Source organism: Candidatus Poribacteria bacterium (assembly GCA_021295755.1).
Lineage (GTDB): Bacteria > Poribacteria > WGA-4E > WGA-4E > PCPOR2b > PCPOR2b.
In genome coordinates this window covers 1-14,272 of sequence record JAGWBT010000050.1, presented here as the reverse complement: position 1 = coordinate 14,272, position 14,272 = coordinate 1, and the positions used below count along the sequence as shown (strand labels likewise).

Genomic DNA, 14,272 nt, shown 5'->3' with positions numbered 1-14,272 from the left:
TCCCTCCGTGTGACGCTGTCCGCCTCGTAAATCACCTTCCCTGTGTGCACCACCACCTGTTGAAACCAGAGCGGTTGAGTCGTCAGATCTACCACATCTGCGTTATCCTGCCCCACCACTGTAAACGCCTTATCGAGCAACTCCCCAATTAGAGTCCACCGTTTATCTTTGGACCAGTCCTCCGGTAGCAGCACAGCAATGTCATAATCACTGAAGGCATCGGTCTTTCCGCTGACTTGCGAACCGAAAAAGTAGGTCGCTATGATACCATCGGTTCCAGAAAAAATCTGTGCCAGTTTTTCTTCGTTAATCATACAGAATTCCTCTCAACCGAGCTGCTTGACCTTTAAGTGTTTGTATCAGTCTCAATAATTTTTAATAACGCGGTACGCCAATTTTGGAGGTCCGATAGATGTTCCGTTAGGATGTTGTAGATATTTTCTGGATCGACGCGATAATAGTGGTGGACAATCAGATTCCGAAACCTGACCATTCTGTCATAAATTTCCGCAGACGTTTCGTCAATGTATCCGGCGTCAACAAGCACGGTTGGGACCTGCCGATACGCATCGGCAGATGGCAATCCGAGTGAATGGATTACATAGCGGGAAATGTCTACCAATGCCTCAATGGAGGTTTGAAGCAAGTGAACTGCCGATCCAAGATACCAGAACTCTGCTGTGAATTCATCGTAGCTAAAACGGCTTAATCTCTCAAGATTACCCAAGTTTTCCTCAACTGTGTCAAGGTGAATTTGCACATCCTGCTTTCTCATCTGTCCATTCTCTAGATATTCAGGCAGCCCTGCTTCAAGACACTTGTGGCTGAGTGCCCTTTCATATTCCCTCCGTGCGACGCTGTCCGCCTCGTAAATCACCTTTCCTGTCTGCACCACTACCTGTTGAAACCAGAGCGGTTGATTTGTCACATCTACGACATCTGCGTTGTCCTGACCCACCACCGCAAACGCCTTATCGAGCAATCCCCCAACCATAGCCCACCGCTTATCTTTGGACCAGTCCTTTGGTAAAAGCACAGCAAAGTCATAATCGCTGAACACATCGGTCTTTCCGCTGACCTGTGAGCCGAAAAAGTAGGTCGCTATGATACCATCGGTCCCAGAGAAAATCTGTGCTAGCTGCTCTATATTGACCATAAAGCTGCCTCAATATCCGTGTCTGATTGGTACGCAGTCGTAGGGAACGCAGATCTGCGTTCCCTACTTGAACAACGCCCGCCGTATCTGTCTTACAGCTTGGCGGATGCGGTCTTCGTTTTCGACAAGTGCAATCCGAATATATCCCTCTCCGTTGTGACCGAACCCTGCGCCGGGAGAAACACAAACTTCTGCTTCATCAAGCAGTTTCATTGCGAAGTCCATCGAACTCATGTGACGATACGGTTCAGGGATTGGTGCCCATACGAACATTGTTGCGTGCGGTTTTTGCACCTGCCAGCCGATTCGATTCAGCCCCTCTACTAGCACATCGCGACGGACTCGATAGGTCTCTGCATTTGCTGTCACAATATCGGTATCGGTTCGCAGTGCCATGATTGCAGCGACCTGAATGGGTGCGAAGATACCGTAGTCATAATAGCCTTTGATTCGTGCCAATGCGTCAACTAGCTCGCGGTTGCCGACAGCGAATCCACACCGCCAACCCGCCATGTTATAGGACTTCGACAAAGAGATAAATTCAACTCCAACATCTTTGGCACCTTTCGCCTGCAAAAAACTAGGTGCCTGATAGCCGTCAAAAACAATGTCAGCATATGCGAGGTCATGGATAACGATGATGTCGTTTCGTTTGGCAAAATCGACGATTTCTTCAAAGAACGCAAGTTCGATCACTGCTCCGGTTGGGTTATGCGGGAAGCTCAAGATTAAGACCTTGGGTCTGGGCCAAATATCCCTCGAAATTTCGTCGAGGCTCGGCACAAACTGATTTTCTTCGCGTAACGGGAGACTGACCACGCTGCCGCCGGCGATGACAGTTGCGTAGATATGGATTGGAAACGTTGGGTTTGGAACAAGTGCCAGATCACCTTCATCTATCAATGCGAGTGCGAGATGGGAAAGTCCCTCTTTAGTCCCAATTACCGAGATTGCTTCATGGTTGGGATCGATTTGGACACCGAAGCGTCGTTCATAGTACCAACTGACCTCACGACGCAGATTGAAAATCCCACGTGATGCAGAGTAGCGATGGTGGCGGCCTTCTTGGGCAGCTTCGGTTAGCTTATCGACAATGTGCTGCGGGGTTGGTCTGTCGGGGTTGCCCATCCCCAGATCGATGACATCAATTCCCTGCTGTCGCCTCTCATGGGTCAATTGCTTGAGTTTGCCAAACATGTAGGGCGGTAATCGGTTGAGTCGTTTTGAAAGTGTGCTCATAGTTCTGATCTGAAAAGTTTTGCGGGTTTGGCAGCTATGCGTTGCCGGTGAAAAACACAATGTGTTACAGAAAAAAATAAAGTAAATTATGGTGTCTTCAGTGGGTTGTAAAGAGTAAAACGTGAACGGTTAGAAAAAGTTTCTCCATGGGAGGCCTGAAGGTAGGCGTGTTACGCATCACAACTTTTTGAGGCAAATTGTTGTACATGGCAAACGTTACAACTTCCCTACACCCCTGCAAAGCCTCGAATCTTCGGGACATCATCTACCCACAGTCCACCAATCTCATGCCGCAACAGCCATTCGACATCGCGCCGGGTCTGTACAAATCCGCCCTCAACAGTGATACCTTTTGCTTTGAGGCGTCTAACCTTCCGAATCAATGAATGCGTGATAGCATTATAGATACGAAAATGATTAATTTTACTCCAACCGATAGCAATTCTGTTCACGTCAATAGCCTCCGCCTTCTTGAGGAAGTTCACCATCGGATTGATGATAATTGCGCTCGTCTGAATTTCAGGCTCGATCTGTTTTACTTGGACCAGCAATTCGTTACGCGAATAGAAGGTCAGAATACCGACCTTATCGGCGAGGTCAAATTGCCGGATGCGCTCGACTAAGAGTGGAATGAGATTGTTCGCATCCTCTTTCGGCTCAATGAAGCATGGCAATCCACTTTCCTTGACAAAAGAGAGTACCTCGTCAAGATGTGCAACCGGTTCAGAAGAATCGAGAACTTTCAGTTTTTGGACATCCACCCAGTTTAACTCGCTCAACGGGGACGTGCAGCCCGTTACCTCCTGAATGCTGTTCTCATTAAAACCGGTGTGGACGATAATCGGTTCCTGATCTTTGGTCAGGCGGACATCACATTCAAAGGCATCTGCGCCATCCTCAAACGCTTGCCTGAAGGAAGCGATTGTATTTTCGGGGGCACGGTCTAGCCCGCCGCGATGGGCGAGTATTTTGATTTTAGTTTCCATGCGGACGTTTTGAACTTACCGGTTCAATCTCCTTGAGCGTTGCACATTTCTCACGCTTCGCGCTTCTTGTGCCATATCTTTTCAAACCGGTCCCGTGGAGCGAAGCCGAGAATCCGCTTTGCCTTATGGTTAGTGAACCGCTGATGGGGCAGATCGGTGAAGATACTAAACACCTCACACCGCGACGGAAGCGTGTCGAGGTCGATTTCTAAGCCGAGACGGAACGATTCTCCTGCATCTCGCCAAGACACCGAAAATGGGGTGAAATCTGTGCCTTCAGCCGGATCATCGTCAGGACGAAAGTTGTAAAAGAGATAACAGAGGACGTAAATATCGTAATTTTCGGTGAAGACTTTACAGATTTCCTGTCCGAGCCCTTTCGTGATTGGGTACAAACCTGTCCCCGGTTGGGGAGGAACGTCCGGATCTATCTCATAATCGTAGTGTTCGTAAGTTGGACCTGTGATTGTAAAATGCGGTCCTGTGTTGATAACCCGTCGGATACCGTGTTCAACTGCTGCTCGCATTGCGTTATAGCAACCGCGTGTGCTTACGTCGAAAGCGAGCTGTCGGTCATGACGAAGGACAGAGCAGTTAATGATTGCATCCATCCCTTCTGCTGCTCGCATGACATCGTCTAAGGATGAGACATCAACCTGCATTGATTCATGCTTTGTGTCAATCGGTTTGATATCCGTAATGCGGAGTTGGTAGTATGGCTCCAACGCTTTTTCAACATGGGGTCCGAGATAACCGTGTCCACCCAGAATCAATACCTTCATATTTCACCTCCTATACCGAAAATTGCGGGTTAAATTCGAGCGATGCTTTTGCTTTGTTGATGAAAAAGCGCGAATTGGGGAACTCTGACTGGATATGATAGATTTCCCACCTTCTTTCACCGGAGGTGTTGAGGGCGCATTCAAAAGCGTGGATTGCATCGTTCATCTCAAGCCATGTCGAGTCAAACGGTTGATTCGCCGCTGCCTCTGCCGTGACTAGTGTGCCGAGTCGGAGACAAGCGATGTTTATGTGTCCTTCGCGGGCGAATTCTCGACAGGTAAACTCGCCGAGATATCTTGATAGAATTAACGCGTCCGTTGATGGACGTGGACGCCATACTTCAGTGACCGTCCAATCTTCGTCATGCGAATCGAAGAGGTGAAGGGTGCTTGCGTAGATTGCGCGGGAAACGTTTTCTTCAACCGCTGCCATCAGGAGATTGTAGGTGCAGCGTATCTGAAAGTCAATTTCTGTGTTTTCTGGTTGGTTGGATTCTGCAAGAACAGAAGGCGGCAGCTGTGCTACATGCACAATAGTATCTATCCCCTGAACGAGTTTGTTTGTTGCCTCATCATGCCCAAGGTCGCAGCGCACAAATTCAAGGTCAGTTTCGACATCAATCAGATCTGTCAAACGAATCTGATGCTCACCAGACAGTGCGCTAGCTAATCCTTGCGCTAAAGCAGAAGCAGCCGAGGTGATAAGAATATTCATAATCAAACCTCCAACAGATAGTATGACCAGTGTTCTACGAATGCTCCCGTTAGATTGAACGGGTTTGAGGAACACTGACAGAAATAAAAGCAGGATCAATATATCACAGAATTCAAGCTGAGAACAAACAGAGTCTCACTGCGGCCCTGTGTCTTAAACCATTGCCTCGACGGTAAAGCCACCGACCAGCGAATAGTTAGCTGCATAATGGTGGAGTTTGGCGTTAATTTCTAATATCTCGTCCGGCGTGTGATGGGCACCTTCTTTCGACCAGACCGAATTATTCGCCTCCACGCTTTCCCAGAGCGTCATCCAGACATAGTCGTGTTCGGATTGTGCGACGCCGACAAGGTCTCCTTTGTAACCCTTGAGTAATTCAACGCTAAGACAGTTAGGGAGCGCGCGAATCGTGGGTAGAAACTGATGCAGCATGAAATCTTCAAACTGTTCGCGTTCAACATTCTGTTTTAGTTCAATTGTGTGAATGGCGCGAAAATGTGACATTTCGTACTCCTTATAACATAACAATAAAAATGGGAAAGCAAAATATGGCTATGCTTTCCCATGGATTCGACTGCGAGTGCTTAACTAAACCCCTTATCTGCCACCGATGAAATCTTCCACCATCGCCAAGGCTTCGGCGTCAGCATACTGACGCGGCGGCGATTTCATGAAATAGGCACTTGGACCATAGAGCGCACCGCTGATGCTTCGGTCTCGTGCAATTTTGCAACAACGAATTGCATCAATCGCTACACCTGCCGAATTGGGCGAATCCCATACCTCTAATTTGACCTCAGCTCGGACAGGAATATCACCGAATTCCGTTCCTTCGATATAGAGATAGCACCACTTCCGATCTTCGAGGAAAGGTATGTAATCGCTAGGACCAATGTAGACATTTTTTGGCGCAACCTCATGGTTGAGTTGGGAAACCACTGCATCTGTCTTGGAGATACGTTTGGACTCCAGCCTTTCCTTTTCCAGCATATTCTTGAAATCCATATTCCCGCCGACGTTCAACTGGGAGGTGCGTTCAAGTTTCACGCCACGGTCACTCATCAGTTTTGCTAGCGCGCGGTGAACGATGGTCGCACCGAATTGCGCCTTAATATCGTCTCCAACGATGGGCAAGCCTGCCGCTTCAAACTTTGCACGCCATTCATCGTTTTTCGCAATGAATACGGGCATACAATTCACAACAGCACAATCGGCGTCCAACGCCTGCGCCACATACCATTTCGTCGCTTCCTCGCTGCCAACAGGTAAATAATTAATGAGAATATCGGCTTGCGTTTCGCGCAGGACATCAGCCACATCAACGACTTCAGCAGTCGATTCATCGACTGTCTCATGGTAGTATTTAGCAAATCCATCCATCGTGGCACCACGTTGGACCATCACGCCGGTCTGCGGCACATCTGAAAATTTTATGGTGTTATTAATTTCGGCAAAAATCGCATCGGCAACATCAAGCCCGACTTTATTCTTATCGACATCAAAAGCTGCAACAACTTTAACATCACTCACATGGTAGGGACCGAACTTAACGTGCATCAGACCGGGAACGAACTCATCGTCTTTGGCATTTCGATAGTATTCAATACCTTGAAGCAAAGAAGATGCACAGTTTCCGATACCCACAACGGCAACGCGAATTTCAGGCATTTTAATAATCCTCCTTGTATCTGTTCAAATCACCACATCATCAATTTCGCTCATTATAACATGAGTAACTATAAATTTCCATCTGTATTTGATAGATTCGAGTTGGATGTCACATCGCCTCCAACGGAAAGATTGGTCTCCGAACGTTTTGATAGGTAAAATGCAGCGGATTCACCGCAGTCAGTCCGGGGGTATCTACTTCAATAATCCTCCCTGCGATAGGTTCATAGGCTGCACGGTAGGCAATAGCAGCCTTGACAACGATATGTTTCATCTGCCGTGGATCAATTCCCAAACTGAAGAGTTGATGCAGACTGAATGGCACTTGACGCTTGCTCGTTAGCACAATGAGGCTTTTCCCTTCAATTTCCACAACTGCTGTGATACCCTGATCTTGGTATCGTCCACCCCCGTGGCGAGGCTCTGTCTCCTCGTAGCAGCCATCGTGGATGAGACGAACACGCCCACGGATTGGGACTGGTGAACCGTGTAGGTCATCCGATTGCCCGCCGACGGTCAGCTCAACTTCCCCGCGAACCCCCGCCTGAATACAAACCTCTACCTCCTGCGGTGCATAGAGGATACAGACGAATTCATCTGCTTTCTGCTTTAACAGTTCACTCAGAATGAATGTGCTGTCTCCCGGTGAACCACCCCCGATATTATCTCCCATCTCGACTAGTATGACAGGGTGTGCTTCGCTCTGTATTGCCTGCGCGACCGCTGCTGCTGCATCTGGCAAGTTGATGTCCAGTTGATCACGCACATTCCACAGCATGTTCGATAACCGCTCGGCTTCTGTTTGGGCGAGCTGTGGATCGTTATCGGTCACAACGACAGCGGCGGGACCGATTTCATGGACATCGGCGTATGGGTATCCTGCCGCAATGTTTGCCGCAAGGACATTAGATCTGGTTTCCAGTTCCTCTGCTTCCCCAAGGATTGAGCACATCGGTTCGACGCTGGTGTATTGATGTCGGATATTGAAAATCATTGGCGGCTTAGCGAGAGCCTGTGTTGGCTTGATTTCCCCACGCACCGTGCGCATCAGAATTTCTGCGGCTTGGAGTCCTCGTTGACGTTGATCGATATGTGGATTCGTTTTATAGATGACCAACGCCGTTGATTCTGCGACCATCTGCTCGGATACATTGGTGTGGTGGTCGAGCGTGGAGACAATGGGAAAATCGGCTCCCAACGCACGACGCACCCGGCGGAGTATCTCGCCATCGCCATCGGGGTAGCTTTCAACGGCCATCGCACCGTGCAGAGCAAGTAATACGCCATCAAGATTTGGCACTGACTGAATGCGCTGGATGAGTTCAGTAACAGTTTCATTAAAAAACGCATCTGTCACTCTGCCCGCGGGTGTTGCAGCAGCCATCAGGGTTGGGTGTAAGTCCCAGTCGTATGTTGATGCACCTTCGATAAAACCGCCAATCTCATGATGGGATTCTTCCCATACATCAAGGATGTCGTTACCAAAGATCAGATACCCGGATTCAAATGCAGCACGGTTTGTCGGCACGTTGCTGAACGTGTTAGATTCGTGCAAAATCCCCCCAATTGCGATGGTTGCCATAATTGTTTCCTTCTCTTGAATTAAATTGCGATTGAATTTCCCCACCATCTATGCTATTATTGGTAAGCCCATTAGTTGGTTTAGTTCAAACAGATATTATATCAGTTTTTGAAAAATGATGCAAAGGGGCAAATAGGTGACAACTTGCTCCGCGCAAATTTTCTTACGAGGTGATTCAATGAAAGTCGCTTATGCGTTTCGTCGAGGGGTATTGTACCCACATCAAGACGCAGGTATCGGATCAAAGGAACATCGCAGCGCATTTTTGAAAAAAGCAAGAGAGATCGGTTTTGAGGGTATTGAGTTAGGTGCGAGCTTGCTAGACCAACCGGACATCGCATCCCTCCGATCTGAACTTGAAGATGCCGGTATGCCGTGTGTTGCCATACGTGGCGGCGGCAGCTTTATAAATCCACTTACCGCTACGAAAGCAAGTAAGCAGTGGGAGCAAATTATCGGTTTTGCTGCACAGATTGGTGCTGGTGTGGTCAATTCAACAGTTGGCGGTGGTCCGGCACCGGATCCGCGAGGAATCGGTACATATCGTGGGGAGCGGATATCCCAAGGGTCTAGCCGGACTGCAAGAGCAGAGGATTATGAGCGCACTGCCCGTGGACTCGCTGAGGCTGCGAAGGTCGCCGCCGATCAGGGGCTGGAACTTTCGATCGAGATCCACCAGAACACGATAGTTGATAACAGTTCAACTGCCTTACATCTATTGGAACTCATCGATCAACCCAACGTCGGCATCAACCCTGACCTCGGTAACATCTATTGGACCTATGACATCCCAGAGGAATCGTGCGAAGATGCCATCGCTGCGCTTGCGCCCCATTGCAATTATTGGCACTGCAAGAATCTGAATCGCGTTCATATCCCCGATCTTGAAAAGTCGATCCTGTTGCAAGCCCCGATTCCCGATGGTGATATTGACTATCGGTTCGCAATCTCGGCGATGTTAGATGCAGGCTACAGCGGTTATCTCGCCATCGAAGGTATGCGTCTCGGCGATCAATTCCACGGCGATGGAAAAAGCGTCTCTTATGTGAAATCGGTGGCGGCAGAGTTAGGTGGTTAGATCAGTTCATGAGTAAATGGGTTGCCGGTCTGCCCATTTACTCGTTTGCTTTACTGCTTGGGAAGTCAAACATGCCCGGTAAAGGAACTCTATGGACAAAAGAGATCTTGCGAAACAGATTAGAGCCGCTTCGTATTTGACCGGAGAATTCAAACTGCGGTCTGGACAAACCAGCTCATTTTATTGGGACAAGTACCGCTTTGAAAGTAATCCGATCATATTGGAGGCAATTGTGGATGAGTTGCAAAAACTTTTACCCCCTTCTTTCGATAGACTCGCCGGTCTAGAATTGGGTGGTGTTCCGCTGGCGACCGGACTGTCCTTCAAAACAGGAAAACCGTGTCTGTATGTCCGTAAAGAAGCCAAAACTTATGGCACCTGCAATTTGGTAGAGGGTGGATTTCAAACGGGCGATACGGCGTTGGTGATAGAGGATGTGGTTACAACCGCTGGACAGATACGGACCTCCGTATCCCAAATGCGGGAGCTTGGACTAAAGATTGAGCAGGCTTTTTGCGTCATTGATCGAGAGAGTGGTGGACGTGAGAATCTGGGGGAGATTGGATGTTCGCTCGCGTCGGTTTTTACGTTGACGGAATTGGAGCGATTGACACAGGATTAGCAATGAGTGTGTGAAACACATTAAAATTGAGGAGAATTTAGATACACTTCTAGGGAATATCCTAATCGGCGATCAGGTATGGCTTAGTAATTGCACGTTATCCAAACACTGGATCTCGCTATCTAAGCTGATGGTCCTAGCATATGCTTATATTGAGTTTATGATTTAAGAACCTTTGGATCTGATGATGGGTGCCCACAAATGCACACACGATTCATTAATCCGTTTGATGTTATTCTGCTTGATGTGTCACACACTTTTATGTTTGATGTCGACCGGTTCTCTGATACTGAGGATTATGGCGCGACGTATCGTCAGATCGGTGGCAATCTGTTAAGCAATGGAGAAATACGCCGCACAATCTCCGTGCTATTCGATAACATGCTGGCTGATTATGAAAACCCAAACTGTTATGATTGGTTCTCCTCGGTTTTCAGCTATCTGAAGGTGTTACCTGAATCGAAAGACCTTCCGGTGGATGAGATTCAATTGCTAACACAGGTTTTTGCGATACACGAGGTTGGAACGATTCCAGCCACACATGCAGAGGCTTTGCACCGGCTTCACGAGACGCGTAGACTAGGAGTTGTGTCGAACATTTGGTCCTCAAGTGATCTTTATTTGGGTGAATTTAAAAGAGTTGGAATCCGTAACCTGTTTGATGTTATTATTTTTTCTTCAGATCATAGCTGCATTAAACCTTCTCCACATATCTTTGCAAAAGCAATAGAAGTCCTTGATGTCGACCGTTCAAAAATCGTCTTTGTCGGGGATAGCTTGAAGCATGACATTGCAGGTGCGAGAGCAGCGGGTTTATCATCGGTATGGATTAACACAGGCATAAATCGGATTAATCATAGCACTCTAGTGCCGGAATTTATCATCAAGGATTTACAAGATTTGATTGAGAGGTAATATTGAAAATACTATTCATTGGAGACATCGTTGGGTCCCCCGGCCGAAAAGCTGTTGCGAACCTACTGCCATATCTGACTGAAAAGGCAGGCGGGTTCGATGCAGTCATCGTCAACGGGGAAAACGCCGCCGGTGGCAAAGGGTTGACTCAATCGGTGCTCGACGAAATCCTAGATTGGGGGACTGACATCATAACGACAGGAAACCATGTCTGGGATAATCGTGACATCTTTAGGTTCATTGATACTGAGCCGAATCTGGTCCGCCCGGCGAATTTCCCGAAAGGTACACCCGGACGCGGTTGGCTCGTTGCCACAGCAGCTTCAGGCACGCGGATCGGTGTAATGAATATCGCGGGACAGCTTTATATGGACAGCTACGAGAATCCGTTTCATACCTTTGATGCTATCTTTCCACAGATCCAAGCACGGACCCGTTTTATTCTGCTCGATTTCCACGCAGAAGCGACCGCGGAGAAGATCGCAATGGGTTGGTATGTAGACGGAAAAGTGAGTGCTATCGTGGGTACTCATACACATGTTCAGACAGCCGATGAGCAGATTCTCCCGCAAGGCACCGCTTATATCACAGATGTTGGCATGACAGGTCCTCACGACTCGGTGATTGGCATGAAAAAGGAAGAGGTGATTGAGCGTTTTCGGACAATGCTGCCCCGCCGTTATCAAGTTGCAGGCGGCAACATCATCCTCTGTGGGGTTATTTTGGAATTGGATGATGAGAGCGGTAAGGCACTCTCCATTCAGCGTGTTCGCCTCCCAATGAGCGACGTGGTCAAGGCACAGTAGTGAAATCATCATATTTTTAGGTTATATATTTGCTCATGATGTTTCCAACAGGTAAGATCTACAAAGTCCACGAAATTACACAGATCCTGCAAGGCATTTTGCAATCGGATCCGATGCTCCAAGATTTATGGCTTGAGGGCGAGATCTCGAACTTAGGGCGTCCTTCCTCTGGGCATGTCTACTTTACGCTCAAAGATAACAATAGCCAGATTCAGTGTGCTATCTTTCGTCCTGCTGCCTCGCGTCTGCGATTTCCGATGCAGAACGGTGATGCCGTGCTTGTAAACGGGCGGCTTACCATCTACGATGCGCGCAGTCAGTATCAAATTATTGGTGAACGTATCGTGCCTGCCGGCGTGGGAGAGTTGCAGTTGGCTTTCGAGCGACTCAAGGAACAACTTGCCAAAGAAGGGTTGTTTGATCCGATTCATAAAAAGCCGCTGCCAAAATTTCCCCAAAAGATTGGTCTTATCACCTCCGCAACAGGGGCAGCTATCCGTGATATTCTCCGAATGTTGCAAAAGCGTTATCCCGCAGTGGAAGTGCTGCTATTTCCAACTCGTGTACAAGGGGAGGATGCGGCGGCAGAAATTGCCCATGCTATCGCGTGCATGAACCGTCTACCGGGGATGGATCTCCTCATTGTCGGTCGGGGCGGTGGGTCTATCGAGGATCTGTGGGCGTTTAACGAAGAGGTTGTTGCGCGCGCAATCTTTGCGTCGAATATCCCGATTGTATCTGCTGTAGGGCATGAGACGGATGTTACCATTGCAGATCTTGTCGCGGATCATCGCGCTCCAACGCCTTCTGCAGCGGTTGAAAACATCGTCCCAGATCAGGATGAACTTCGTCAGCAGCTTGCTGCTGTCAGGTCCAGTTTAGTGCGAAGCATCGCTGGACGAGTTGATATCGTCCGAACAAAACTGGAAAATATACAGAGCCGTATCCCGGCAACACATCGGATCGATGCTATCAACCGCCTTCGACAGGCGATCGATCAGCTAGACATTCGAGGACAGCGAGCGGCCGTACAACAGTTGGGCGGAAAACGACGAGCGTGGCAAATCGCTGCTGCTCAGTTAGATACATTAAGCCCCTTAGCAACGTTGGCTCGTGGATACAGCATCTGCAAAGATTCAAGCGGAAACACAGTGACAGATGCTGCACAGGTTCACGTTGGCGAAGAGGTTCACCTCCGACTTTCGCGGGGGCAGTTAGCATGTCGTGTGTTGAAAGGAGAGATAGATGTCTGAAGATATAAGCTTCGAGGAAGCCTTAGTTAAACTTGAAGAGGCAGTTGCCCAGCTTGAGCAGGGGGATGCCTTGACTCTGGATGAGTCACTGCAAGCTTTCGAGGAAGGTATCCGTCTGACTCGACTCTGCCGAGAAAAACTTGATGCGGCGGAATTGCGTGTGCAACAACTGGCTGAAGTCGATGAAGATGTATTTGAAACGGCACCGTTTGAAGTGGAAGATGAAGGAGAAATCTGACTGTCACAAGGAGCTTTGGAATGCTTTTACAAAAAATTGATTCACCTACGGATCTCAAATCGCTAAATATCAATGAACTGAAAGAACTCGCTGAAGAGATGCGTGGGTATCTTCTTTCGGTGCTATCAGAACATCCCGGACACTTTGCACCCAACTTAGGGACAGTTGAATTAGCAATCGCCCTCCATTATGTGTTCGATACCCCGCGTGATCAAGTGATCTGGGATATCGGACATCAGGCTTACCCACACAAACTCCTCACTGGTCGCCGCGATGCATTCCCGACGCTTCGCCAGTATGGTGGTATCAGTGGATTTCTCAGTCGAGCAGAAAGCAAGTACGATGTGTTTGGTGCCGGTCATTCAAGCACCTCGCTTGCGGCGGCGTTGGGGGTTGCCACCGCTCGTGACTTCAACAACGAAGATTACAAGGTGGTCGCTGTCATCGGCGATGGCGGTTTGACAGGGGGAATGGCGTTTGAGGGGCTAAATACAGCCGGCGATTTCAAAAAAGATATGCTCGTCATCCTCAATGATAACCAGATGTCTATTTCCCAGACGGTCGGTGCCTTCTCAAAATATTTGCACCGCCTCTTAACTAATCCAACCTACAATGCGCTCCGCACTAGTGCAAAAGAGATTGTGAAACGGATTGCCCCAGAGGTCAAGCCTGTTGCCAAACGGATTGAAGCTGCTCTCAAACCCGGCACTCTGTTTGAGGAATTTGGCTTTCGCTATTTCGGTCCCCTTGATGGCAACGACTTGGAAGCGCTGTTGCCTGTGCTTGAAGGCGTGAGATCGCTACATCAGCCAATTCTACTTCACGTTGTTACTCAGAAAGGGAAAGGGTATTCTCTCGCCGAAACGGATTCGGCGACGTTTTACAGCGTCAGTGGCAAGTTTGATCTTGAAACCGGCAAGTCACTTGTTCCCAAGTCACCGATTCCGACATATACCAATATTTTTAGCAGCACGTTGATTGAACTTGCCAAACAGGACTCCCAAATTATCGCTATAACCGCTGCGATGCCAAACGGCACCGGGTTAGACAAATTTCAGGAGGTGTTTCCCGATCGCTTCTTCGACGTAGGTTTGGCAGAGCAGTGTGCTGTGACCTTCGCGGCGGGGCTAGCAACTCAAGGTGTTAAGCCGGTTGCGGCGATTTATTCCACTTTCCTGCAACGCGGTTACGACCAATTGGTGCATGATGTCTGCATCCAGAATCTGCCTGTT

The 14,272-nt window shown here is 48.6% G+C and carries 16 protein-coding genes; 7 read left to right on the top strand and 9 right to left on the bottom strand.

Annotation, left to right across the window (positions count from 1 at the left end):
* The 9 genes from J4G02_09090 to J4G02_09050 form a co-directional block, all read right to left on the bottom strand.
* A partial coding sequence (locus J4G02_09090; protein MCE2394727.1) for a nucleotidyltransferase domain-containing protein occupies positions 1–314 on the bottom strand: 314 nt, incomplete at its 3' end.
* A 32-nt stretch (positions 315–346) separates the two neighbouring features.
* Positions 347–1,156 carry a DUF86 domain-containing protein gene (locus J4G02_09085; protein ID MCE2394726.1) on the bottom strand — a complete coding sequence of 270 codons (810 nt, stop codon included), beginning with the start codon at positions 1,154–1,156 and terminating at the stop codon, positions 347–349.
* 63 nt (positions 1,157–1,219) lie between these two features.
* Positions 1,220–2,395 carry an LL-diaminopimelate aminotransferase gene (locus J4G02_09080; protein ID MCE2394725.1) on the bottom strand — a complete coding sequence of 392 codons (1,176 nt, stop codon included), beginning with the start codon at positions 2,393–2,395 and terminating at the stop codon, positions 1,220–1,222.
* Between the two features lie 227 nt (positions 2,396–2,622).
* The gene (locus J4G02_09075; protein MCE2394724.1) at positions 2,623–3,381 is read right to left on the bottom strand and encodes a glycerophosphodiester phosphodiesterase; all 759 of its coding nucleotides are present in this window, start codon (positions 3,379–3,381) and stop codon (positions 2,623–2,625) included.
* Between the two features lie 50 nt (positions 3,382–3,431).
* Positions 3,432–4,163: an NAD(P)-dependent oxidoreductase gene (locus J4G02_09070; protein ID MCE2394723.1), complete on the bottom strand. Its 732-nt coding sequence runs from the start codon at positions 4,161–4,163 to the stop codon at positions 3,432–3,434.
* Between the two features lie 10 nt (positions 4,164–4,173).
* Entirely contained in the window at positions 4,174–4,878 is a 705-nt protein-coding gene (locus J4G02_09065) for an NAD(P)-dependent oxidoreductase (protein MCE2394722.1), read from the bottom strand.
* 153 nt (positions 4,879–5,031) lie between these two features.
* Positions 5,032–5,382 carry a hypothetical protein gene (locus tag J4G02_09060; protein ID MCE2394721.1) on the bottom strand — a complete coding sequence of 117 codons (351 nt, stop codon included), beginning with the start codon at positions 5,380–5,382 and terminating at the stop codon, positions 5,032–5,034.
* Positions 5,383–5,475: 93 nt separating this feature from the next.
* A complete protein-coding gene (locus tag J4G02_09055) occupies positions 5,476–6,546 on the bottom strand; it encodes an inositol-3-phosphate synthase (protein ID MCE2394720.1) in 1,071 nt (356 codons plus the stop codon).
* A 109-nt stretch (positions 6,547–6,655) separates the two neighbouring features.
* Complete coding sequence (locus J4G02_09050) at positions 6,656–8,128, bottom strand: M81 family metallopeptidase (GenBank protein MCE2394719.1); 1,473 nt, start codon at positions 8,126–8,128, stop codon at positions 6,656–6,658.
* 178 nt (positions 8,129–8,306) lie between these two features.
* Between J4G02_09050 and J4G02_09045 the strand changes: the two genes are divergently transcribed.
* The 7 genes from J4G02_09045 to dxs all read left to right on the top strand — a co-directional run.
* Complete coding sequence (locus tag J4G02_09045; protein ID MCE2394718.1) at positions 8,307–9,206, top strand: sugar phosphate isomerase/epimerase; 900 nt, start codon at positions 8,307–8,309, stop codon at positions 9,204–9,206.
* Between the two features lie 91 nt (positions 9,207–9,297).
* Positions 9,298–9,828: an orotate phosphoribosyltransferase gene (gene pyrE / locus J4G02_09040; GenBank protein MCE2394717.1), complete on the top strand. Its 531-nt coding sequence runs from the start codon at positions 9,298–9,300 to the stop codon at positions 9,826–9,828.
* Between the two features lie 201 nt (positions 9,829–10,029).
* Positions 10,030–10,743, top strand: coding sequence for an HAD family hydrolase (locus J4G02_09035; protein MCE2394716.1), 714 nt, complete (start codon positions 10,030–10,032; stop codon positions 10,741–10,743).
* Positions 10,744–10,745: 2 nt separating this feature from the next.
* Positions 10,746–11,549 carry a TIGR00282 family metallophosphoesterase gene (locus J4G02_09030; GenBank protein ID MCE2394715.1) on the top strand — a complete coding sequence of 268 codons (804 nt, stop codon included), beginning with the start codon at positions 10,746–10,748 and terminating at the stop codon, positions 11,547–11,549.
* Between the two features lie 35 nt (positions 11,550–11,584).
* Positions 11,585–12,802, top strand: coding sequence for an exodeoxyribonuclease VII large subunit (xseA, locus tag J4G02_09025; GenBank protein MCE2394714.1), 1,218 nt, complete (start codon positions 11,585–11,587; stop codon positions 12,800–12,802).
* Positions 12,795–13,040, top strand: coding sequence for an exodeoxyribonuclease VII small subunit (locus J4G02_09020; protein ID MCE2394713.1), 246 nt, complete (start codon positions 12,795–12,797; stop codon positions 13,038–13,040). Before xseA ends, J4G02_09020 begins: the two co-directional genes overlap by 8 nt.
* Before the next feature lie 20 nt (positions 13,041–13,060).
* On the top strand, positions 13,061–14,272 hold a 1,212-nt coding region (dxs, locus tag J4G02_09015; GenBank protein MCE2394712.1), incomplete at its 3' end, for a 1-deoxy-D-xylulose-5-phosphate synthase.

Bases quoted from the DNA above. Each gene is read 5' to 3' on its own strand.
- J4G02_09045 (MCE2394718.1), top strand. From the start codon at position 8,307: ATGAAAGTCGCTTATGCGTTTCGTCGAGGGGTATTGTACCCACATCAA.
- J4G02_09055 (MCE2394720.1), bottom strand. From the start codon at position 6,546: ATGCCTGAAATTCGCGTTGCCGTTGTGGGTATCGGAAACTGTGCATCT.
- J4G02_09085 (MCE2394726.1), bottom strand. From the start codon at position 1,156: ATGGTCAATATAGAGCAGCTAGCACAGATTTTCTCTGGGACCGATGGT.
- J4G02_09060 (MCE2394721.1), bottom strand. From the start codon at position 5,382: ATGTCACATTTTCGCGCCATTCACACAATTGAACTAAAACAGAATGTT.
- pyrE (MCE2394717.1), top strand. From the start codon at position 9,298: ATGGACAAAAGAGATCTTGCGAAACAGATTAGAGCCGCTTCGTATTTG.
- J4G02_09080 (MCE2394725.1), bottom strand. From the start codon at position 2,395: ATGAGCACACTTTCAAAACGACTCAACCGATTACCGCCCTACATGTTT.
- J4G02_09075 (MCE2394724.1), bottom strand. From the start codon at position 3,381: ATGGAAACTAAAATCAAAATACTCGCCCATCGCGGCGGGCTAGACCGT.
- J4G02_09070 (MCE2394723.1), bottom strand. From the start codon at position 4,163: ATGAAGGTATTGATTCTGGGTGGACACGGTTATCTCGGACCCCATGTT.
- xseA (MCE2394714.1), top strand. From the start codon at position 11,585: ATGATGTTTCCAACAGGTAAGATCTACAAAGTCCACGAAATTACACAG.
- J4G02_09065 (MCE2394722.1), bottom strand. From the start codon at position 4,878: ATGAATATTCTTATCACCTCGGCTGCTTCTGCTTTAGCGCAAGGATTA.
- J4G02_09020 (MCE2394713.1), top strand. From the start codon at position 12,795: ATGTCTGAAGATATAAGCTTCGAGGAAGCCTTAGTTAAACTTGAAGAG.
- J4G02_09050 (MCE2394719.1), bottom strand. From the start codon at position 8,128: ATGGCAACCATCGCAATTGGGGGGATTTTGCACGAATCTAACACGTTC.
- J4G02_09035 (MCE2394716.1), top strand. From the start codon at position 10,030: ATGCACACACGATTCATTAATCCGTTTGATGTTATTCTGCTTGATGTG.